Below are 20,947 nucleotides of genomic sequence, written 5' to 3'. Positions count from 1 at the left end.
GGTCCGCTCTCCCTCCCCTCTCCCCTCCCCCCCCCCCCCGGGGGGGGGGGGGGCCCCCCCCCCCCCCCGGGGCTCCGCCCCGGACCCCGCGCCTCAAACGCCGGCGGGGCTGAATTTGCCGGCCCGGTGCCTCACGCGCTGGCGGGGCTGGGATTGGCTCCGGCGGGCGGGGGTCAGGTGGCTATGCCCAAGGTGTGGCCTGGGGTGGTGGGGTCCGTCAGGGTGGACAGGAGGGCGTCCGCGACGTCGGCTCGGGGGATGGAGCGGCCGCGTGGGAGGTTCGCGTCCACGGCGCGCCGGTAGGTTCCGGTCCGGGGGCCGTTGAGCAGCTTCGGTGGGCGGACCACCGTCCACTGCGTGTCGCTGGCGCCGATCGCGGCCTCCATCACCGCCAGGTCCGCGTACCCGTCACGCAGGGCCCGCCGCAGCAGCGGCATGAGCACCGCGCGGGTGAACGCGCCGTCGTCCTCGTGGTCCGGCCCCAGCGGGGCCGCGCTCACGGCGGACAGCCGCCGCACCCCCGCCCGGTCCATCGCCGAGACGATCGCGCCGAGCGCGGGCCCGGCCACCGGAGCCAGCCGCGCCTGCTTGTTGCTGCGCGCGCCGAGCGCGCAGACCACCGCGTCCCGCCCCCGCAGCACCGGGCCCAGCGCGTCCGCGTCGGTGACGTCGGCCACCGTCGCCACCCGGAGCCGCTCGTGCCCCGCCACCGGCAGCCGCGCCGGGTCCCGCACCACGGCGGTGACCTCGTGGCCCGCGTCGAGCGCCTGGCGGACCACCTCGCGGCCCACCCCTCCCGTAGCCCCGAACACCGTGATCCTCATGGTCGTACGTCCCCTCTGCCCGAGGGTGGGTGAGCATTCACTCACCCTTCCCCTCCGCTAGGGTGAGTGAATGCTCACTCCGAAGTCAAGCGATCCCGCCCGGCCCACCCCGCAGCGGCTGCTGGACGCCGCCGAGACCTTGATGCGCACCACCGGGCTCGCCAACGCGACGACCAAGGCGATCGCCCGGGAGGCCGGTTGCTCGGAGGCCGCGCTCTACAAGTACTTCGCGAACAAGGAAGAGCTGTTCGTGCGGGTGCTGCTGGAGCGCACGCCGAACGCGGGCGCCCTGATGGGCGCGCTGGCCGAGGACCCGGGCGGGGCGCCCGTGGCGGAGCGGCTGGCCGCCATCGCCGGGCACGCGGCGCGCTTCTACGCCGACGCCATGCCCATCGCGGGCTCGCTCTTCGCCGAACCGGCCCTGCTCAGCCGGCACCGCGAGGGCCTCCGGGAGATCGGCATGGGTCCGCACATGGTGCTCGACGCCCTCGTCGACTGCCTGCGCCGCGAGCGCGAGCGCGGCCGGATCCGCGCCGACGCCGACCCCCGTGCGGCCGCTTCGCTGCTGCTCGGCGCCTGTTTCCAGCGGGCGTTCTTCCTGCACTTCTCCGGGTCGGCGACGGTCCGGCCGGTGGCGGAGTTCGCCCCGGACGTGGCCGCCACGCTCTGGGCCGCTATCCGCTGAGCTCGGCGGCGTACGGCGGCTCCGCGCCCGCCCGGGTGCAGGTCAGGGCGGCCGCGTGGGCGGCGTACGCCAGCACCCCGGGCCAGTCCACCGCCGCGTCGGCCGCCCGTGCACCGCCCGGTGCGTTCACGAGGCGGTGCAGGAGCGCCGCGTTCACGGTGTCGCCCGCGCCGATCGTGTCCACCACGGCGACCCGGCGCGCCGGCACCGCGAACCGCTCGCCCCGCCGGGTCCACACCGCGAGCCCCGCCGCACCCCGGGTCAGCACCACCGCCGACGGCCCCGCCGCCAGCCATTCCTCGGGGCGTCCGCCCAGCCAGGCCGCGTCCTCCTCGGAGAGCTTGAGGACGCTGACGTACGGCAGCCAGGACAGGAAACGGGCCCGGTAGGCGGCCGGGTCCGCGATCAACGCCGGGCGGATGTTGGGGTCGAGCAGGGTCAGCAGCCCGCGCGCCGACTCCCGCCGCAGCAGCGCCTCGTAGGCGCTCGCCCCCGGTTCCAGTACGAGCGAGCAGGTGCCCAGGGCCAGCGCCCGCGTCCCCGGCGCGAGCGCGTCGGGCAGTGCGAAGAGCCGGTCGGCGGTTCCCTCGACGTAGAAGCCGTAGGCGGCGGATCCGTCCGGGGCCAGCGAGGGCACGGCGAGCGTGGTCGGCTCCGGGCCGCGCTGGACCAGGGACAGGTCCACCCCCGCCGCCCGCAGCCCGGCGAGCAGCGTCCGGCCGAAGCCGTCCGTCGACACCCGGGAGCAGAAGGCCACCCCGCCGCCGAGCCGACCCAGCGCCAGCGCCGTGTTGTACGGGCCCCCGCCCGCCCGGGGCACCAGCGCGCCCGGCGGCCCGGCCACGGGCACCAGGTCGATCAGGGCTTCTCCAGCGACGACGATCACGCGGGGGAAGCTACCCCATCGGGCGGCGGTACCGGGCGGCGGTATCGTCGGGTGGGCCGCCGGGGCCGGCCCGTCCGTCCCGGCCGGACCACCGGTGTCCATCCGTACCGTCGTACCGCCAGGAGAGCCTCATGTCCGCGCCGCAGTCAGCCGCCGCCCGCCGCACCGTGCTCAAGGGCGCCGCCGCCCTCGCCGGGTCCGCCGGGGCCGTCGTCGCGCTCGGCGCCTGCTCGCCCGGGACCAACACCGGCGGCGACACCCCCGCGACCCCCACCGCGCCGGTGGACCTGGGCGCCGCGGCCGACGTGCCCGTGGGCGGGTCCAAGCTCTACCGGAAGCAGAAGCTCCTCGTGCACTGCCCGGCCGAGGGCCAGTACACGGCGTTCAGCGCCCAGTGCACCCACGCGGGCTGCGTCCTGGACAAGATCGAGGACGGGCACGGCAACTGCCCCTGCCACGGCAGCCGGTTCGACGCGGCCACCGGCAAGGTGGTGCAGGGCCCGGCGACCGACCCGCTGCCGGCCGTGCCCGTCCGCGCCGAGGGCGGCAAGCTCATCGCGGGCTGAGCGCCGACCGTCAGCGCCCGGCGCCGTCTCAGTCCCACTCCCAGCCGATCCCCAGGATGCCGCGCCTGACCCCCTGTTCCACCAGGTGGACGGCGCGGTGGCCGCCGCTCGGGGTCAGTTGCGACAGCTCGCTGCGCGGGGCGGCCGGGCCCGACTGGCGAAAGCGCCGGCAGCTCACGGGCAGGGCGGCGGCGTCGAAGCGGACCTGGAGCACGTACTGCCCGCCCGCGTAGGTGAACCCCCGGACGTACTCGCTGCTGCGGCCGCCGGTGCCGTCCTCGAAGCCGTAGCCGAAGACGTACGTGTCCCCGCCGCGCAGCCGGGCGTCGAAGAGCAGCTCGGCCACCACCAGTCCCGCCTCCGGGTCCCGCCGGATCCGCCCGGTCCGGCAGTTCTCGTGGGCCAGCACCCGCACGGCGGCCGGATCGCAGCCCGGGTCGCCGTGGTGGATGGCGAGGTAGCGGTCGACGCCGTCGCGGTGGGCCCGTACGACCTGCTGCGAATCCCGGCCGAGCAGCTCGCGGCGGGGACCGATGCGGACCCGTTCGTGATGGCCGAGGGTGTGCAGCCCGCCGTCCGCCGGGAGCTCCATGCCCGCCAGTAACTCCTCGACGGCCGTGCCCGCGCTGGCCAGCGTCCGGTACGGCCGCGACGGCGGCCGGGCGGCCTCGGCGCCCTCGTGGGCACCGTTCAGGAGCCGCAGGAGCGTGCCCGCCGGCAGCTCCAGGATCTGCTCCAGGGCCCGCACCGCGCGCAGCGACTCGGCGCGCCGGGGTCGCCGGGCGCCCTGCTGCCAGTAACTGAGGCTGGTGACCCCCACCTTGATGCCGCGGGCGGCCAGGCGGTGCTGGATCCGGTGCAGGGGCAGGCCGCGGGCGGCGAGCGCGGCGCGCAGCGCGAGGTGGAAGGGGCCGGCGCGCAACAGCAGCGCGAACTCCTCCGGGTCGTGGCCGTCGGGGGCGGCGCGCGAGGTGCCCGATGGGCCGCCCACGGCGCCGTACCCGCTGTTCCGCACGGTCGGCAACATGGCGACTCCTTTGTGAACGTTCACGCTCGATGGGGCGGGAGACCGCGCCGGTGGCGTCCGGGTTCCAGGTGACGGGGCGGCAGCCGTTCACACCCTGGTCTCCTCATTCACATCGCAATGTCACCGCGTATTGAAGCGTGTTGACCTGATCGCGACAACAGCCCGATGCTCCTCCACAGCGTCCGGACGCGCTCCTCCACCCCCACTCTCCCCACTTCGGGAGGAACGCGATGCGCAACAGAAACCGGCGGCTTTCCCTGGCCGCCCTCCTCACCGCTCTCCTGTTCGCGCTGCCCACCGGCACGGCAACCGCCGCCGACGCCGGGGCGGCCAGCGCGACGCTCGCCGCCAAGCGCTTGAACATCACCATGCAGGCACAGCAGAAGACCAACTGGTGCTGGGCCGCCAGCGGCAACACCATCGCCACCTGGTTCGGCCGCACCTACAGCCAGAACCAGTTCTGCAACGCCGCCTTCAACCGCCAGCAGGGCTACGACTGCCCCAACAGCCAGGCCAGCCTCGACAACGTCCAGACCGCCCTGAACTGGGCCGGGATCAACTCCGGTTCCTACGTCAGCGGCTGGCTGCGCTACACCACCGTCCAGAGCGAGATCAATGCGGGCCGTCCCATCGAGACCCGCATCCAGTGGGCCAACGGCGGCGGCCACATGCACGTCATCTACGGCTACGACACCGCCAGCAGCTGGGTCTACTGGGGCGACCCCTGGCCCTCCAGCGACCGCTACAACTGGGCCTCCCACGCCTGGTACGTCGACAACAGCACCTTCTCCTGGACCCACTCGCTCTACCGGATAGGGGCGTGAGCGCCATGAACCGACGCGCCTGCGCCCTGATCACCGGCGCCCTCGCCGCCACCGTGCTGAGCCTGGCCCCGCAGGCCTCGGCCACCCCCGTCCCGCAACCCCAGTCCGCCACCGCCGAGACCAGGGCCGCCGCCCACCAGGCCGCCGCCGCACCCGACACCCTGGCCACCCTCTCCCGGTTCTTCTCCCGGGAGGGCAAGGTCTCGCTGACCGCCGCCCGACCGCGCATCGAGGGCGACGCGATCCCCGTCAGCTACCTCTCCCCGGACTTCGTGGCGGGCACGGCGGGCGCCCCCGTCGCCCGGCTGGAGTTCCTCGCCAGCAAGGCGGTGGCCTCCGACGGCCAACAGGCCGCCCTGTGGACCGCCAAGACCGACACGGGCTGGCAGGTGGTGAACATCGCCACCGGCGACGACGAGTTCCGCTACGCACAACTGGGAGCCGCCAAACTCCCCGGCGGGACCGTCTTCCGCGAACCGCAGATCGACGCCTGGTACGTCGCCGGGGGCAGCGAGGTCCTGCCCCTGGACGAGGACGCCGTCCGGGCCGTGGGCGCGCGGGGCACCACCCTCGCCGCCTACCGCGAGCGCGTCACCAGGGCGTACGGGGACAAACTCCCCGGCTCCGCCTACGCCGAGGGAGGCAAGGCGGGCGGCTTCGCCCCCACGGAAGCCGACTCCGCGCAGACCGACACCGCGCAGGCCGCCACCGCGCAGACCGTCACGGCGCAGGCCGCCACCGCGCACGCCACCACCGCGCCTGACGTCCTGCCCCTGGTGGGCGGCGCCGCGGCGGGCGCGCTCGTCCTCGCGACCGCCGGCGCACTGACCGTGCGCCGCTCCCGCCGCCGGGCGGTGCGGGTGTAGCCGCCCGGAGGGGGCCCGGCCGTCAGCCAGACGGTCGGGCCCCGCGGCGCGCCCGGTTGTCACACCCCGCAAGTAGGCTGATGCCATGGCCGACCCTTCCAGCTACCGCCCCAGACCGGGACAGATCCCCGACTCCCCGGGGGTCTACAAATTCCGCGACGAGCACCACCGGGTGATCTACGTCGGGAAGGCCAAGAGCCTGCGCCAGCGCCTGGCCAACTACTTCCAGGACGTGGCGGGCCTGCACCCGCGGACCGCCACCATGGTGACCACGGCCGCCTCCGTCGAGTGGACGGTGGTCTCCACCGAGGTCGAGGCGCTCCAGCTGGAGTACTCCTGGATCAAGGAGTTCGACCCCCGGTTCAACGTCAAGTACCGGGACGACAAGAGCTACCCCTCGCTCGCCGTCACCCTGAACGAGGAGTACCCCCGGGTCCAGGTCATGCGCGGCCCGAAGAAGAAGGGCGTGCGCTACTTCGGTCCGTACGGACACGCCTGGGCCATCCGCGAGACCGTCGACCTGATGCTGCGGGTCTTCCCCGTGCGCACCTGCTCCGCCGGGGTGTTCAAGCGCTCCGCCCAGATCGGCCGCCCCTGCCTGCTCGGCTACATCGGCAAGTGCTCCGCGCCCTGCGTCGGCCGGGTCACCCCCGAGGAACACCGTGAACTGGCGGAGGACTTCTGCGACTTCATGGCCGGACGCACCGGCACCTACCTCACCCGCCTCGAAGCCGAGATGCACGAGGCCGCCGAGGAGATGGAGTACGAGAAGGCCGCCCGGCTCCGCGACGACATCGGGGCGCTGCGCCGCGCCATGGAGAAGAATGCGGTGGTCCTCGCCGACGCCACCGACGCGGACCTGATCGCGGTCGCCGAGGACGAGCTGGAGGCCGCCGTCCAGATCTTCCACGTCCGCGGCGGGCGGGTGCGCGGCCAGCGCGGCTGGATCACCGACAAGGTCGAGGCCGTCGACACGGCCGGCCTGGTCGAGCACGCCCTCCAGCAGCTGTACGGGGAGGAGCGGGGCGAGGCCGTGCCCAAGGAGGTGCTGGTCCCGGCCCTGCCCGAGGACGCGCCCGCCGTGGCCGAGTGGCTCGGCGGCCGCCGCGGGTCCCAGGTCAGCCTGCGCATCCCGCAGCGGGGCGACAAGAAGTCCCTCATGGAGACCGTCCACCGCAACGCCCAGCAGTCCCTGGCCCTGCACAAGACCAAGCGCGCCGGCGACCTGACCACCCGCTCCCGGGCCCTGGAGGAGATCGCCGAGGCGCTGGAGCTGGACACCGCGCCGCTGCGCATCGAGTGCTTCGACATCTCGCACCTCCAGGGCGACGACGTGGTGGCCTCCATGGTGGTCTTCGAGGACGGCCTGCCCCGCAAGAGCGAGTACCGCCGCTTCGAGATCAAGGGCTTCGAGGGGCAGGACGACGTCCGCTCCATGCACGAGGTGGTCTCCCGCCGCTTCCGGCGCTACCTGCGCGAGAAGCTCAGGACGGGGGAGTGGTCGCCCTCCGAGGACGCGGACGTCACCGGGGCCGCGGACGGCGCGGACGCGGTCGGCGGCGAGGTCCCGGCCGTGGTCGAGGACGACGGACGCCCCAGGCGTTTCGCCTACCCGCCCCAGCTCGTTGTGGTGGACGGCGGTCAACCGCAGGTCGCCGCCGCCCAGCGGGCCCTGGCCGAGCTGGGCATCGACGACGTGGCCGTGTGCGGACTCGCCAAGCGGCTGGAGGAGGTCTGGCTGCCCGGCGAGAGCGACCCGGTGGTGCTGCCCCGCACCAGCGAGGGTCTCTACCTGCTCCAGCGGGTCCGTGACGAAGCCCACCGCTTCGCCATCCAGTACCAGCGCGGCAAGCGGGCCAAGCGGCTGAGATCCGGACCGCTGGACGACGTGCCCGGCCTGGGCGAGAGCCGCAGGCTGGCGCTGATCAAGCACTTCGGTTCGGTGAAAAAGCTGAGACAGGCGACAATCGACCAGATCTGCGAGGTCCCGGGCATAGGCCGCAAGACGGCCGAGACCGTGGCCGTGGCCCTCGCCCAGGCGGCTCCCGCCGCTCCGGCCGTCAACACGGCCACAGGAGAGATCATTGAGGACGAGGCCCCCGCGCCTGCGGGAGCATCGCCCGAACGGGGGAGCGAGCAATGACCGAGCACGAATCAGAGCGCGACCGAGACGGAGCACAGGTGAGTACGGGCACGACAGTGGAGCCCGGCGATACCGCCGAGGCGGCCATCCCCGAGCTGGTGATCATCTCCGGCATGTCCGGAGCCGGCCGCAGTACGGCGGCCAAGTGCCTGGAGGACCTGGGCTGGTTCGTCGTCGACAACCTGCCCCCGGCGCTGATCCCCACCATGGTGGAGCTGGGCGCCCGCTCCCAGGGCAACGTGGCGCGCATCGCCGTCGTCGTCGACGTCCGCGGCCGACAGTTCTTCGACGCGCTGCGCGAGTCGCTCTCCGACCTCGAAGCCCGCGGGGTGACCCGGCGCATCGTCTTCCTGGAGTCCTCCGACGACGCCCTGGTGCGCCGCTTCGAGTCGGTCCGCCGCCCGCACCCGCTCCAGGGCGACGGCCGGATCGTCGACGGCATCGCAGCCGAGCGCGACCTGCTGCGCGAGCTGCGCGGTGACGCCGACCTCGTCATCGACACCTCCAGCCTGAACGTGCACGAGCTGCGCGCCAAGATGGACGCCCAGTTCGCGGGCGACGAGGAGCCCGAGCTGCGGGCCACCGTCATGTCCTTCGGCTACAAGTACGGCCTGCCCGTCGACGCCGACCTCGTCGTGGACTGCCGCTTCATCCCGAACCCGCACTGGGTCCCGGAGCTGCGCCCCTTCACCGGGCTCAACGAGGAGGTCTCGGGCTACGTCTTCAGCCAGCCCGGCGCCAAGGAGTTCCTCGACCGCTACACCGAGCTGCTCCAGCTCATCGCCACCGGCTACCGCCGCGAGGGCAAGCGGTACGTGACCATCGCGGTCGGCTGCACCGGCGGCAAGCACCGCAGCGTGGCGATGTCCGAGAAGCTCGCCGCCCGCCTCGCCTCCGAGGGAGTCGAGACCGTCGTCGTCCACAGGGACATGGGGCGCGAGTGACCGGACGGAGCCTGCGGCTGCGCCGCCTGCGCCGGCTGACCGCCGGCCGGGGCGGCAACGGCGCCCCGGCCGGCGAGCTGCGGCGCGGCGCCGCGCCCAAGGTCGTCGCCCTCGGCGGCGGCATGGGCCTGTCCGCGTCCCTCACCGCGCTGCGCCGGATCACCGGCGACCTCACGGCCGTGGTCACCGTCGCCGACGACGGGGGCTCCAGCGGTCGGCTGCGCGAGGAGCTGGGCGTCCTGCCCCCCGGCGACCTGCGCAAGGCGCTGGCCGCGCTGTGCGGTGACGACGACTGGGGCCAGACCTGGGCCCGGGTCATCCAGCACCGCTTCGAGTCCCGGGGCGACCTGCACGGGCACGCCGTCGGCAACCTGCTCATCGTTGCCCTGTGGGAGCAGCTCGGCGACCCCGTGCAGGCCCTGGACCTGGTCGGCAAGCTGCTCGGCGCGCACGGCCGGGTGCTGCCGATGTCCGCGGTGCCGCTGGAGCTGCAGGCGCTGGTGCGCGGCCACGACCCGGCCCGGCCGGACGACGTGGACACCGTCCGCGGGCAGGCCACGGTGGCGCTGACGCCGGGCGAGGTGCAGTCCGTACAGCTGGTGCCGAACGACCCCCCGGCCGTGCCGGAGGCCGTCGCCGCGGTGCTGGACGCGGACTGGGTGGTGCTCGGTCCGGGCTCCTGGTTCTCCTCGGTGATTCCGCACCTGCTGGTGCCGGAACTGCTCGACGCACTGGTCGAGACGAAGGCCCGGCGGGTGCTCTCGCTGAACCTCGCGCCGCAACCCGGCGAAACAGAGGGCTTCTCTCCGCAGCGTCATTTGGAGGTTTTGGCCCGACACGCCCCTAAACTCGCCCTGGACGTGGTGCTGGCCGACGAGGCCGCCGTGCCCGACCGCGAGTCCCTCGCCGATGCCGCAAAACGCTTCGGTGCCGCGGTCGAGCTGGCGCCGGTGGCCAGGCCCGACGGGGCTCCGAAGCACGATCCGGAGCTGTTGGCCGCCGCGTACGACCGTATTTTTCGGATGCATGGAAGGATCGGCCCATGGCGATGACGCCCGCGGTGAAGGATGAGATCGCCCGGCTGCCCGTCACCCGAACCTGCTGCCGGAAGGCGGAGGTCTCGGCCATTCTGCGGTTCGCGGGCGGGTTGCACCTGGTGAGCGGCCGCATCGTCATCGAGGCGGAGCTGGACGCGGGGATCGCGGCCCGGCGGCTGCGCAAGGACATCCTGGAGATCTTCGGACACTCCTCGGACCTGGTGATCATGGCCCCCGGCGGGCTGCGCCGCGGCAACCGGTACGTCGTCCGGGTCGTCGCGGGCGGTGACCAGCTCGCGCGGCAGACCGGCCTCGTGGACGGCCGCGGCCGCCCGATCCGGGGTCTCCCCCCGCAGGTGGTCTCCGGGGCCACCTGCGACGCGGAGGCGGCCTGGCGCGGTGCCTTCCTGGCCCACGGCTCGCTCACCGAACCGGGCAGGTCCTCCTCGCTGGAGGTCACCTGCCCCGGTCCGGAGGCCGCCCTGGCCCTGGTGGGCGCCGCCCGCAGGCTCTCCATCGCGGCCAAGGCGCGCGAGGTGCGCGGGGTGGACCGGGTCGTGGTCCGCGACGGCGACGCGATCGGCGCCCTGCTGACCCGCCTCGGCGCCCACGATTCGGTGCTGGCATGGGAGGAGCGCCGGATGCGGCGCGAGGTCCGCGCCACCGCCAACCGGCTCGCCAACTTCGACGACGCCAACCTGCGCCGCTCGGCCCGGGCCGCGGTGGCCGCGGGGGCCCGCGTGCAGCGCGCCCTGGAGATCCTCGCCGACGAGGTGCCCGAGCACCTGGCGGCGGCCGGCCGGCTGCGCATGGAGCACAAGCAGGCCTCCCTGGAGGAGCTGGGCGCGCTCGCCGACCCGCCGCTGACCAAGGACGCGGTCGCGGGCCGGATCCGGCGCCTGCTGGCCATGGCCGACAAGCGGGCCCAGGACCTGGGCATCCCGGGCACCGAGTCGAACATCACCGAGGCCGAGGAGATGGCCGACAACCTGGTCGGCTGACCGGTCCGTCCGCTCTCGTCCGAAAGGGGCCCGTACGCGACGCGTACGGGCCCCTTTCGGCAATTCCCATTGACATGGGCATGGGGGGTCGTGAGCCTGTCGTGCGAACGCTTTCGTGGCAGACGACGCCCAGGGGGGCACATGAGGCACCGCGCGAGATCGATCCTCGCCGCTAGCGCACTCGTCTTCGGTTCACTCGCCGCCTTACCGGTGACCGCACAGGCCCAGAACGGACCGGCCGCGGGACCCGCCGCCGACGAGGTCAGGGTCTACGACGCCGACATCACCAAGGAACAGGTCCCGCTCGTCCTCGCCGCCGGCCAGGACGCCCACGAGCTGACCGAGCAGGCGCCGGAGCACGGCACCGCCAAGGTCGAGCTGTTCCTCACCACCGTGCAGGCCAAGAAGCTCGGCGCCCAGGGCGTCAAGCTCGCCGAGCGCAAGGTCCCGGCACAGGCCGCCGCGCGCGCCAAGGCGGCGGGCGACGGGGTCTTCCGCCCCTACAGCGGCAAGGGCGGCCTCCAGGAGGAGATCGTCACGACCGGCCAGGGCAATCCGGGCCTCACCAAGGTCGTCTCCATCGGCAAGACCGTCCAGGGCAAGGACATCCTCGCCCTCAAGATCAGCAAGAACGCCCGGCAGGCGAAGGACGGCTCCAAGCCCTCGGTCCTCTACATGTCCAACCAGCACGCGCGCGAGTGGATCACCCCCGAGATGACCCGGCGGCTGATGCACTACTACCTGGACAACTACGGCAAGGACCAGCGCGTCACGCAGCTGGTCGACTCCACCGAGATGTGGTTCGTCCTCTCCGCCAACCCGGACGGCTACGACTACACCCACACCCCCGACGGCGACCGGCTGTGGCGCAAGAACATGCGCGACAACAACGGCGACGGCAAGACCACCGCCGCCGACGGCGTCGACCTCAACCGCAACTTCGCCTACAAGTGGGGCTACGACAACGAGGGTTCCTCCGACGACCCCTCGAACCAGACCTACCGCGGCCCCAAGGCGGCGTCCGAGCCGGAGACCAGGGCCCTGGACTCCTTCGAGAAGCGGATCGGCTTCGAGTACGCCATCAACTACCACTCCGCCGCCGAGCTGCTGCTCTACGGCGTGGGCTGGCAGGTCGCCACCCCGACCCCCGACGACGTGGCGTACAAGGCGCTCGCGGGCACCCCGGAGCACTCCGCGATCCCCGGCTACTACCCGCAGGTCTCCTCGGAGCTGTACACGACCAACGGCGAGGCGGACGGCCACGCGGCCAACGTCAACGGCGTCATGATGTTCACGCCCGAGATGACCACCTGCCAGACCGCCTCCGACAGCGACCCGAACGACCAGTGGAAGTCCGAGGACTGCGCCTCGGGATTCAACTTCCCGGACGACGAGAAGCTCATCCAGACGGAGTTCCTGAAGAACGTCCCCTTCGCGCTCTCGGTCGCCCAGTCCGCCGCGCACCCGGACAAGCCGGTCTCCTCGGTGGGCCTGAGCGCCGCCGACTTCACGACCGACCCCTTCACCACCTCCTACGCGGCCCGCGGTGAGGACCAGAAGGTCTCCGTGACGGCCCGCAAGGCGCTGCAGGACAAGGAACTCAACTACCGGATCAACGGCGGCCGCGTCCACGACGAGGACCTCAAGGCCTGGAAGGGCGGCGAGAGCTACGGCGGTGACGACAACAACTGGTTCGACGAGTACCGCGCCTCCGTGGAGGGCGCCAAGCCCGGCGACAAGGTCGAGGTCTGGTTCACCGGCCGCGACGGCGCCAAGCGGGTCTCCAGCGAGCACTTCACCTACGCCCTGGCGGAGCGGCCGCGCGCGGACGTCCTGGTGATCGCGGAGGAAGGGGCCAAGGCCCAGCAGGCGCAGAAGTACGTCGACGCGCTGCGCGCCAACGGGCGCTCGGCGGCCGTCTGGGACGTCGCCACGCAGGGCGCCCCGCACCACCTCGGGGTGCTCTCGCACTTCGGCACGGCCGTCCACTACACGGGCGCCCAGGCCCCCGGCGGGGACACGCAGCTGGCCGTGCGCGACTTCCTCAACGAGGGCGGCAAGCTGATCGAGGCCGGCGAGCTGGCGGGCGGCAACGCCAAGGTCGGCCGCGCCGTCACCGACGACTTCAGCCAGTACTACCTCGGCGCCTACGACCGCAGCAGCGGCAGCGGCGCCACCGGCTTCGCCGGCGCGGGCGCGCTCGGCGGGGTCAAGGGAGCGCTCGGCGACGCCCCGGGCACCCCCGGCAACCCGCTCGACAAGCCCGGCGCCTACAGCGTCACCTCCGACGCGCTGCCCGCCGCGCGGTACCCGCAGTTCAAGAGCGCCCAGGCGGGCCAGTACGACGGCATCGTCAACCCGTACGCCCCCTACGCCGGGTCCTGGATGGCCTCGGCGGTCCACAACGACAACGACTGGAAGCGCCTGGTCCGCACGATCGACCTCACCGGGGTCACCGCGGCGGACAGGCCCCAGCTCAAGATGGCCCTGAACTGGGACACCGAGCCGGGCTACGACCACGCCGCCCTGGAGGCCCACACCACGGGCGCCGAGGACTGGACCACCCTGCCCGAGCTGAACGGTCAGACCGGCGCCACGGTCCCGGCGGAGTGCGGGGGCGGCTTCTTCATCAACGAGCACCCCTTCCTGCGCCACTACCTCACCCTCGGTGCGGGCGGCTGCACCGCGCAGGGCAGCAGCGGCACCTGGAACAGCTTCACCGGGTCCTCCGCCGGCTGGAAGCAGGTCTCCTTCGACCTGAGTGCCTACGCGGGCAAGACCGTCGAGGTCTCGCTCTCCTCGATCACCGACCCGGGCTCCGGCGGCCGCGGGGTCTTCGCGGACGAGGCACGCCTGTCGGTGGGCGGCGTCGACCAGACGGCCGAGGGCTTCGAGACCTCGCTCGGGGTCTGGACCGCCCAGGGCGCACCTGCCGGAAGTCCCGATGTTCCGGGAGATTGGTCCCGCTCCGGCGAGCTGTTCAAGTCCTACGCCGCGGTCACTACGCGTGACACCGTGCTCCTCGGCTTCGGCCTGGAGCACCTGCCGGCCGCGAAGGACCGAGCGGTACTCGTCGGTAAGGCCCTGCGCTCGCTGAACCACTGACCTGCGACCCCTCCCGCGCTCACGCAGCGTGAGGGGGGCGAAAGTCCCCGTCGGCCCGTACCGGAGCGCGTGGTACGGGCCGCCGGGGCGTGTCAGGCCCCTGTCGATGTCACCCCGAAGCTCACGGAGAGGTAGGGTCATAAGCGGTCGGGGACATCCCATACAGCTCGCCGGCGGACAGGCCGGCGCACCAACGAGGAGATCGGTTCGTGACGATCCGCGTAGGCATCAATGGTTTTGGCCGAATTGGCCGTAACTACTTCCGGGCGCTCCTGGAGCAGGGAGCGGACATCGAGATCGTCGGTGTCAACGACCTGACTGACAACGCGACCCTGGTGCATCTGCTCAAGTACGACACCATCCTGGGCCGCCTCAAGCACGAGGTCTCCCACACGGCCGACACCATCACGGTCGGCGGCAACACCTTCAAGACCTTCGCCGAGCGCGACCCCGCGAACCTCCCCTGGGGCGAGTTGGGCGCCGACATCGTCATCGAGTCGACCGGCATCTTCACGAAGAAGGCCGACGCCGCCAAGCACATCGCGGCCGGCGCGAAGAAGGTCCTCATCTCGGCTCCGGCCAAGGACGAGGACATCACGATCGTGATGGGCGTCAACCAGGACAAGTACGACGCGGCCAACCACCACGTCATCTCCAACGCCTCCTGCACCACCAACTGCGTGGCGCCGATGGCCAAGGTTCTCCTGGAGAACTTCGGCATCGTCAAGGGCATGATGACCACGGTGCACGCGTACACGAACGACCAGCGCATCCTGGACTTCCCGCACTCGGACCTGCGCCGCGCCCGTGCCGCCGCCGAGAACATCATCCCGACCACCACCGGTGCCGCCAAGGCCACCGCGCTGGTGATCCCGGAGCTGGCCGGCAAGCTCGACGGCATCGCGATGCGCGTCCCGGTTCCCACCGGTTCCGTGACCGACCTCGTCATCGAGCTGGAGCGCGAGACCACGAAGGAAGAGGTCAACGCCGCCTTCCTGAAGGCCTCCCAGGGCCAGCTGAAGGGCATCCTCGACTACACCGAGGACGCGATCGTCTCCTCCGACATCGTGAACTGGCCGTTCTCCTGCACCTTCGACTCCTCCCTGACCATGGTCCAGGGCAAGAGCGTCAAGGTCATCGGCTGGTACGACAACGAGTGGGGTTACTCCAACCGTCTCGTCGACCTCACCGTCTTCGTCGGCGGCCAGCTCTAATCTTCAGGGCAGGCACCGCGATGTGAAGCATCAGGGCTCGGGCAGCGCGATGAAGCGCTGTGCGGGCCCTGTTGTTTGCCTCGTACCTCTCGCTCCGCACAGGCGAATGCCATGTATGGGGATAAGGAGTAGAAATACACATGAAGACGATCGACGAACTTCTCGCCGAGGGCGTCTCCGGCAAGCGGGTCTTCGTCCGCGCCGACCTGAACGTGCCGCTCGCCGGCACGACCATCACGGACGACGGCCGCATCCGCGCCGTCCAGCCGACGATCGCGAAGCTCGCCGCCGCCGGCGCCCGTGTCATCGTCGCGTCCCACCTGGGCCGCCCCAAGGGCGCCCCGGACCCGGCCTTCTCGCTGGCTCCCGCCGCCGCCCGGCTCGGTGAGCTGCTCGGCCAGGACGTCGCCTTCGCCACCGACACCGTCGGTGCCTCCGCCAAGGAGACGGTCGCCGCCCTGACCGACGGCCAGGTCGCCGTCATCGAGAACCTGCGCTTCAACGCCGGTGAGACCGCCAAGGACGACGCCGAGCGCGGCGCCTTCGCGGACCAGCTCGCCGCGCTCGCCGACGTCTACGTCGGCGACGGCTTCGGCGCCGTCCACCGCAAGCACGCCTCGGTCTTCGACCTGCCCGCGCGCCTCCCGCACGCGGCCGGTTACCTGATCGCCACCGAGGTCGGCGTCCTGAAGAAGCTGACCTCGGACGTCAAGCGTCCGTACACGGTCATCCTCGGCGGCGCCAAGGTCTCCGACAAGCTCGCCGTCATCGACGAGCTGCTCGGCAAGGCCGACCGCCTGCTCATCGGCGGCGGCATGGCCTACACCTTCCTCAAGGCGCAGGGCCACGAGGTCGGCATCTCCCTCCTCCAGGAGGACCAGATCCCGGTCGTGCTCGAATACATGGAGCGCGCGAAGAAGAACGGCGTCGAGCTGGTCCTGCCCGTGGACGTGCTCGTCTCCAAGGACTTCCCCGACCTCAAGACCAAGGCCCCGGCCGACTTCGAGGTCGTCGACGCGGACAAGATCCCCGCGGACAAGGAGGGCCTGGACATCGGCCCCAAGAGCCGCGAGCTGTTCGCCTCGAAGATCGTCGACGCCGAGACCGTCTTCTGGAACGGTCCGGTCGGCGTCGCCGAGCACCCCGACTACGCGGGCGGCACCACCGCCATCGCGCAGGCGCTGCTCGACAGCAAGGGCTTCACCGTGGTCGGTGGTGGCGACTCCGCCGCCGCCGTCCGCAACCTGGGCTTCGACGAGACGAAGTTCGGCCACATCTCGACCGGTGGCGGCGCGTCCCTCGAATACCTCGAGGGCAAGACGCTCCCCGGCATCGCCGCTCTGGAGGTCTGACCCCGCATGACCACGCGCACCCCTCTCATGGCCGGCAACTGGAAGATGAACCTCAACCACCTTGAGGCCATCGCGCACACCCAGAAGCTCGCCTTCGCGCTCGCCGACAAGGACTACGACGCGGTCGAGGTGGCGGTCCTGCCGCCCTTCGTCGACCTGCGTTCGGTCCAGACCCTGGTCGACGGCGACAAGCTGAAGATCAAGTACGGCGCCCAGGACATCTCGGCGCACGAGTCCGGCGCGTACACCGGTGAGATCTCCGGCGCGATGCTGTCGAAGCTGAAGTGCACCTTCGTGGCCGTCGGCCACAGCGAGCGCCGCCAGTACCACGGCGAGACCGACGAGCTCTGCAACGCCAAGGTCAAGGCCGCCTACGCGAACGGGATCACCCCGATCCTGTGCGTCGGCGAGGGCCTGGACGTCCGCAAGGCCGGCGAGCAGGTCGCCTACACGCTGGCGCAGCTCGACGGCGGTCTCAAGGACCTGCCGGCCGAGCAGGCCGAGTCCATCGTGATCGCGTACGAGCCGGTCTGGGCCATCGGCACCGGCGAGGTCGCCACCCCGGACGACGCGCAGGAGGTCTGCGGGGCGATCCGCACCCGCCTCGCGGAGCTGTACTCGCAGGAGCTGGCCGACAAGGTCCGCATCCAGTACGGCGGCTCGGTCAAGTCCGGCAACATCGCCGCGATCATGGCGCAGCCCGACGTCGACGGCGCCCTGGTCGGCGGCGCGGCGCTGGACGCCGACGAGTTCGTCAAGATCGTCCGCTTCCGCGACCAGTGAGTATGCGGTAGGACGGATCCGTCGTACCCTTGCGGGGGCCAGCAGGCTGCATCGGCAGCCGCTGGCCCCCGCCGGGGTTCCACAGCACGCCAGGGAAAGCCAGAAAGTAGGAATCAGCCGTGATTATGGGGTTCTCGATCGCCCTGGTCGTCTTCAGCCTGATGCTGATGATGCTGGTGCTGATGCACAAGGGTAAGGGCGGCGGCCTCTCCGACATGTTCGGAGGCGGCATGCAGTCGTCCGTCGGTGGTTCCTCGGTCGCCGAGCGCAACCTCGACCGCATCACCATGGTGATCGGCGTGCTCTGGTTCGCGAGCATCGTCGCGCTCGGCCTGTTGATGAAGTCGAGCGGTAACTGAGCGATCCGGCCATTTCGGCGGTCCGGCAGGTCCCGCCCGATCTATCATGAGGTCCGCGTCAGTGGTCCGGAAGTAGTAACTCCGGTCGCTGGACGCGCGTTGGGCCTTACGTAGACTGGGGCGCCCGCAGCGGAATTCCATTCACGCTTCGCGGCACCATCACGCAGGGAGTTACGACCGTGGCAAGTGGCAACGCGATCCGTGGAAGTCGGGTCGGAGCGGGGCCGATGGGCGAGGCCGAGCGCGGCGAGTCCGCGCCCCGCCTGCGCATCTCCTTCTGGTGCTCGAACGGGCACGAGACGCAGCCCAGCTTCGCCAGCGACGCACAGGTGCCGGACACCTGGGACTGCCCGCGCTGCGGGTTCCCGGCGGGCCAGGATCGGGACAGCCCTCCGGCGCCCCCGCGCACCGAGCCGTACAAGACGCACCTGGCGTACGTACGGGAGCGGCGCACGGACGCGGACGGCGAGGCGATCCTCGCCGAAGCCCTCGCCAAGCTCCGCGGCGAGATCTGAGCGACGCACACACGACTTCGGGCCCGGCCCGCGGAAGACCTTCTTCCGCGGGCCGGGTCTCTTTGTGTGCGTTGTCCGGCTTCTGATCCCTTAGGTTGGAGTACGGCGGGGCACAACAGGACGGAAGAAGTGGGTTGATGTCCGAGATGAACGCAGACGGACGTACGAGGCTCAACCGGACGCCGGAGTGGCTCGCACTCGGCAAGCACCGGGAAGAGCTGGGGCAGACGCATCTGCGGGAGCTGTTCGAAGCCGACCCGGGCCGGGGCACCGGGTACACCTTGCGGGCCGGCGACCTGCACATCGACTACTCGAAGCACCTCGTGACCGACGAGACCCTCCGGCTGCTGCGCGAGCTGGCGGCCGCGACGGGCGTCGCGGAGCTGCGCGAGCGGATGTTCCGCGGCGAGAAGATCAACACGACCGAGGACCGCGCGGTCCTGCACACCGCGCTGCGCGCCGCGCAGGACACCGTGGTCGAGGTGGACGGCGAGGACGTCGTCCCCGGCGTGTACGCGGTCCTGGACAAGATGAGCACCTTCGCCGACCGGGTCCGGTCGGGGGAGTGGCTCGGCTTCACCGGCAAGTCGATCAAGAACGTCGTCAACATCGGCATCGGCGGCTCCGACCTCGGTCCGGCGATGGCGTACGAGGCGCTGCGCGCCTTCACCGACCGGGAGCTGAGCCTGCGCTTCGTCTCCAACGTGGACGGCGCGGACCTGTACGAGGCGCTGCTGGGCCTGGACCCGGCCGAGACCCTCTTCATCATCGCCTCGAAGACCTTCACCACCATCGAGACGATCACCAACGCCACCTCGGCGCGGGAGTGGCTGCTGGCCGGCCTCGGCGGGGACAAGGCCGCTGTGGCACGGCACTTCGTGGCCCTGTCGACCAATGCCGAGAAGGTCACCGACTTCGGCATCGACCCGGCCAACATGTTCGAGTTCTGGGACTGGGTCGGCGGGCGCTACTCCCTCGACTCGGCCATCGGGCTCTCCCTCATGGTCGCGATCGGCCCCGAGGCCTTCGACGGGATGCTCCAGGGCTTCCTGGAGATGGACCGGCACTTCCGCACCGCGCCCCCCGAGGAGAACGCCCCGCTCCTGCTGGGCCTGTTGGGGATCTGGTACGGCAACTTCCACGACGCGCAGGCGCACGCGGTGCTCCCCTACAGCCACTACCTCTCCCGGTTCACCGCCTACTTGCAGCAGCTGGACATGGAGTCCAACGGCAAGTCCGTGGACCGCGAGGGCAATCCGGTGGACTGGCAGACCGGTCCCGTCGTGTGGGGAACGCCCGGCACCAACGGGCAGCACGCCTACTACCAGTTGCTCCACCAGGGCACGAAGCTCATCCCGGCGGACTTCATCGGATTCGCCCGCCCGGTCGAGGCGCTGTCCCCGGCCCTCGCGGCCCAGCACGACCTGCTGATGGCGAACTTCTTCGCGCAGACGCAGGCGCTGGCCTTCGGCAAGACCCCGGACGACGTCCGCGCGGAGGGCGTCGCCGAGGAGTTGGTCCCGCACAAGACCTTCCTCGGCAACCACCCGACGACCACCATCCTGGCGCGGGACCTGACCCCGTCGGTGCTCGGCCAGCTGATCGCGCTCTACGAGCACAAGGTCTTCGTCCAGGGCGCCGTGTGGAACATCGACTCCTTCGACCAGTGGGGCGTGGAGTTGGGCAAGGTCCTGGCCAAGCGGGTCGAGCCGGCGCTCACCGAGGGCGCCGAGGTGCCCGGCCTGGACGCCTCCACCCGGGCCCTGGTGGCCACGTACCGCGAGCTGCGCGGCCGCTGAGCCTTCCGGTTGCACCCGAGGGCGTACGGACGCCAGAGCGCCCCGCACCGGACGGTGCGGGGCGCTCTCGTGTGCGGAGCCGGGCGACTCAGGCGGAGGCCGGCGGGTACAGCGCCGGCGGCAGCTTCGCGGCGGCCGCGCGGTCCAGCAGCCACAGGGTGCGCGAGCGACCGTAGGCGGCGGCGGCCGGGGCCTGGACCTCGCCCGCCCCGCCGAGCGCCACGGCCACCGCGCCGGCCTTGTCCTCGCCGGCGGCCAGCAGCCACACCTCGCGGGCGGCCCGGATGGCCGGGAGGGTCAGGGAGATCCGGGTGGGCGGCGGCTTGGGCGCGCCGTGCACGCCGACCACCGTGCGCTCGGTCTCCCGGGCGGCGGGGTGCTCCGGGAACAGGGACGCCACGTGGGTGTCCGGTCCCACGCCCAGCATCAGCACGTCGAACCGGGGCACGGGGCCGTGGTCCTCCGGGACGGACGCCTTGCGCAGCTCCTCGGCGTAGGCCGCGGCGGCCGCGTCCACGTCCGAGCCGTAGGGGCCGTCGGAGGCGGGCATGACGTGCACGCGCGCCGGGTCGACGGGGACGGCGTCCAGCAGGGCGGCGCGGGCCTGGGTGTGGTTGCGCTCGGGGTCGTCGCCGGGGACGTAGCGCTCGTCGCCCCACCACAGGTCCAGCCGGGCCCAGTCGATCGCGTCCCGGGCGGGGGCGGCGGCGAGGGCGGCCAGCAGGCCGTTGCCGTTGCGGCCGCCGGTGAGGACGATCGAAGCGCTGCCGCGGGCGGCCTGGGCGTCGACGACCTTCGTGATCAGCCGGGCCGCGGCGGCCTGCGCCATCAGTTCCTTGTCCCGGTGGACGACGACCTGAGGAGTCGTCATGCCCATGATGCTGCCGCCTTCGTGGTCGGTGTCGGGTACGGGAGAACGGGTGCGGGGGGGGGGGGGGGGGGGGGGGGGGGGGGGGGGGGGGGGGGGGGGGGGGGGGGGGGGGGGGGGGGGGGGGGGGGGGGGGGGGGGGGGGGGGG

19 protein-coding genes are annotated in these 20,947 nt (G+C 72.0%); 15 read left to right on the top strand and 4 right to left on the bottom strand.

The window, feature by feature from the left end; genetic code table 11:
- Positions 1–173 precede the first annotated feature (173 nt).
- On the bottom strand, positions 174–824 hold the full coding sequence (locus ACZ4UB_RS34485) for an NAD(P)-dependent oxidoreductase (protein WP_468076453.1): 651 nt from the start codon (positions 822–824) through the stop codon (positions 174–176).
- A gap of 70 nt (positions 825–894) precedes the next feature.
- Between ACZ4UB_RS34485 and ACZ4UB_RS34480 the strand changes: the two genes are divergently transcribed.
- Positions 895–1,509 carry a TetR/AcrR family transcriptional regulator gene (locus tag ACZ4UB_RS34480; protein WP_468076451.1) on the top strand — a complete coding sequence of 205 codons (615 nt, stop codon included), beginning with the start codon at positions 895–897 and terminating at the stop codon, positions 1,507–1,509.
- Here ACZ4UB_RS34480 and ACZ4UB_RS34475 read toward each other — a convergent pair.
- On the bottom strand, positions 1,499–2,395 hold the full coding sequence (locus ACZ4UB_RS34475; RefSeq protein ID WP_468076449.1) for a carbohydrate kinase family protein: 897 nt from the start codon (positions 2,393–2,395) through the stop codon (positions 1,499–1,501). The genes ACZ4UB_RS34480 and ACZ4UB_RS34475 overlap by 11 nt on opposite strands.
- Positions 2,396–2,526: 131 nt before the next feature.
- Here ACZ4UB_RS34475 and ACZ4UB_RS34470 point away from each other — a divergent pair, with 131 nt between their 5' ends.
- The gene (locus ACZ4UB_RS34470) at positions 2,527–2,961 is read left to right on the top strand and encodes a Rieske (2Fe-2S) protein (RefSeq protein ID WP_468076447.1); all 435 of its coding nucleotides are present in this window, start codon (positions 2,527–2,529) and stop codon (positions 2,959–2,961) included.
- Between the two features lie 28 nt (positions 2,962–2,989).
- Here ACZ4UB_RS34470 and ACZ4UB_RS34465 read toward each other — a convergent pair whose 3' ends face one another.
- The gene (locus ACZ4UB_RS34465) at positions 2,990–3,988 is read right to left on the bottom strand and encodes a hypothetical protein (RefSeq protein WP_468076445.1); all 999 of its coding nucleotides are present in this window, start codon (positions 3,986–3,988) and stop codon (positions 2,990–2,992) included.
- A gap of 230 nt (positions 3,989–4,218) precedes the next feature.
- On the opposite strand from ACZ4UB_RS34465, the gene ACZ4UB_RS34460 reads away from it, so the two are divergent.
- From ACZ4UB_RS34460 to pgi, 13 genes are all read left to right on the top strand, one after another.
- Entirely contained in the window at positions 4,219–4,812 is a 594-nt protein-coding gene (locus ACZ4UB_RS34460) for a papain-like cysteine protease family protein (RefSeq protein ID WP_468076443.1), read from the top strand.
- On the top strand, positions 4,809–5,678 hold the full coding sequence (locus ACZ4UB_RS34455; RefSeq protein WP_468076441.1) for a hypothetical protein: 870 nt from the start codon (positions 4,809–4,811) through the stop codon (positions 5,676–5,678). The genes ACZ4UB_RS34460 and ACZ4UB_RS34455 overlap by 4 nt, the downstream gene beginning before the upstream one ends.
- Before the next feature lie 85 nt (positions 5,679–5,763).
- Positions 5,764–7,821 (top strand): excinuclease ABC subunit UvrC, encoded by a 2,058-nt coding sequence (uvrC, locus tag ACZ4UB_RS34450; RefSeq protein ID WP_468076439.1) that lies wholly within the window; start codon positions 5,764–5,766, stop codon positions 7,819–7,821.
- A complete protein-coding gene (rapZ, locus tag ACZ4UB_RS34445; RefSeq protein ID WP_330329809.1) occupies positions 7,818–8,765 on the top strand; it encodes an RNase adapter RapZ in 948 nt (315 codons plus the stop codon). The genes uvrC and rapZ overlap by 4 nt, the downstream gene beginning before the upstream one ends.
- Positions 8,762–9,817, top strand: a complete 1,056-nt coding sequence (locus ACZ4UB_RS34440) for a gluconeogenesis factor YvcK family protein (RefSeq protein WP_468076437.1) — start codon at positions 8,762–8,764, stop codon at positions 9,815–9,817. Before rapZ ends, ACZ4UB_RS34440 begins: the two co-directional genes overlap by 4 nt.
- Complete coding sequence (whiA, locus tag ACZ4UB_RS34435; RefSeq protein WP_354382191.1) at positions 9,808–10,803, top strand: DNA-binding protein WhiA; 996 nt, start codon at positions 9,808–9,810, stop codon at positions 10,801–10,803. The genes ACZ4UB_RS34440 and whiA overlap by 10 nt, the downstream gene beginning before the upstream one ends.
- Before the next feature lie 141 nt (positions 10,804–10,944).
- Positions 10,945–13,908 (top strand): M14 family metallopeptidase, encoded by a 2,964-nt coding sequence (locus ACZ4UB_RS34430; protein WP_468076434.1) that lies wholly within the window; start codon positions 10,945–10,947, stop codon positions 13,906–13,908.
- 209 nt (positions 13,909–14,117) lie between these two features.
- Positions 14,118–15,122, top strand: a complete 1,005-nt coding sequence (gene gap, locus ACZ4UB_RS34425) for a type I glyceraldehyde-3-phosphate dehydrogenase (protein WP_354382193.1) — start codon at positions 14,118–14,120, stop codon at positions 15,120–15,122.
- 140 nt (positions 15,123–15,262) lie between these two features.
- Positions 15,263–16,474, top strand: coding sequence for a phosphoglycerate kinase (locus tag ACZ4UB_RS34420; RefSeq protein WP_468076431.1), 1,212 nt, complete (start codon positions 15,263–15,265; stop codon positions 16,472–16,474).
- Between the two features lie 6 nt (positions 16,475–16,480).
- The gene (gene tpiA / locus ACZ4UB_RS34415; RefSeq protein WP_468076429.1) at positions 16,481–17,257 is read left to right on the top strand and encodes a triose-phosphate isomerase; all 777 of its coding nucleotides are present in this window, start codon (positions 16,481–16,483) and stop codon (positions 17,255–17,257) included.
- Between the two features lie 119 nt (positions 17,258–17,376).
- Entirely contained in the window at positions 17,377–17,616 is a 240-nt protein-coding gene (secG, locus tag ACZ4UB_RS34410; RefSeq protein WP_354382196.1) for a preprotein translocase subunit SecG, read from the top strand.
- Between the two features lie 179 nt (positions 17,617–17,795).
- Positions 17,796–18,131 carry an RNA polymerase-binding protein RbpA gene (locus ACZ4UB_RS34405; RefSeq protein ID WP_008741068.1) on the top strand — a complete coding sequence of 112 codons (336 nt, stop codon included), beginning with the start codon at positions 17,796–17,798 and terminating at the stop codon, positions 18,129–18,131.
- Between the two features lie 146 nt (positions 18,132–18,277).
- Positions 18,278–19,930, top strand: a complete 1,653-nt coding sequence (pgi, locus tag ACZ4UB_RS34400) for a glucose-6-phosphate isomerase (protein WP_468076509.1) — start codon at positions 18,278–18,280, stop codon at positions 19,928–19,930.
- Between the two features lie 88 nt (positions 19,931–20,018).
- Here the strand turns inward: pgi and pgl are convergent, their stop codons facing one another.
- A complete protein-coding gene (gene pgl / locus ACZ4UB_RS34395; RefSeq protein WP_468076427.1) occupies positions 20,019–20,801 on the bottom strand; it encodes a 6-phosphogluconolactonase in 783 nt (260 codons plus the stop codon).
- Positions 20,802–20,947: the final 146 nt, after the last annotated feature.

This window comes from Streptomyces sp. NPDC028419 (assembly GCF_055565515.1).
Note: the sequence above shows the minus strand (reverse complement) of the source record. Positions and strands in the feature narration are given on the sequence as shown.

What these genes read in the sequence shown, in the direction of transcription:
- ACZ4UB_RS34480 (WP_468076451.1), top strand. Translation starts at nt 895, where the DNA reads ATGCTCACTCCGAAGTCAAGCGATCCCGCCCGGCCCACCCCGCAGCGG.
- tpiA (WP_468076429.1), top strand. Translation starts at nt 16,481, where the DNA reads ATGACCACGCGCACCCCTCTCATGGCCGGCAACTGGAAGATGAACCTC.
- ACZ4UB_RS34465 (WP_468076445.1), bottom strand. Translation starts at nt 3,988, where the DNA reads ATGTTGCCGACCGTGCGGAACAGCGGGTACGGCGCCGTGGGCGGCCCA.
- ACZ4UB_RS34420 (WP_468076431.1), top strand. Translation starts at nt 15,263, where the DNA reads ATGAAGACGATCGACGAACTTCTCGCCGAGGGCGTCTCCGGCAAGCGG.
- pgi (WP_468076509.1), top strand. Translation starts at nt 18,278, where the DNA reads ATGAACGCAGACGGACGTACGAGGCTCAACCGGACGCCGGAGTGGCTC.
- rapZ (WP_330329809.1), top strand. Translation starts at nt 7,818, where the DNA reads ATGACCGAGCACGAATCAGAGCGCGACCGAGACGGAGCACAGGTGAGT.
- ACZ4UB_RS34460 (WP_468076443.1), top strand. Translation starts at nt 4,219, where the DNA reads ATGCGCAACAGAAACCGGCGGCTTTCCCTGGCCGCCCTCCTCACCGCT.
- ACZ4UB_RS34470 (WP_468076447.1), top strand. Translation starts at nt 2,527, where the DNA reads ATGTCCGCGCCGCAGTCAGCCGCCGCCCGCCGCACCGTGCTCAAGGGC.
- uvrC (WP_468076439.1), top strand. Translation starts at nt 5,764, where the DNA reads ATGGCCGACCCTTCCAGCTACCGCCCCAGACCGGGACAGATCCCCGAC.
- ACZ4UB_RS34485 (WP_468076453.1), bottom strand. Translation starts at nt 824, where the DNA reads ATGAGGATCACGGTGTTCGGGGCTACGGGAGGGGTGGGCCGCGAGGTG.
- whiA (WP_354382191.1), top strand. Translation starts at nt 9,808, where the DNA reads ATGGCGATGACGCCCGCGGTGAAGGATGAGATCGCCCGGCTGCCCGTC.
- ACZ4UB_RS34430 (WP_468076434.1), top strand. Translation starts at nt 10,945, where the DNA reads ATGAGGCACCGCGCGAGATCGATCCTCGCCGCTAGCGCACTCGTCTTC.
- pgl (WP_468076427.1), bottom strand. Translation starts at nt 20,801, where the DNA reads ATGACGACTCCTCAGGTCGTCGTCCACCGGGACAAGGAACTGATGGCG.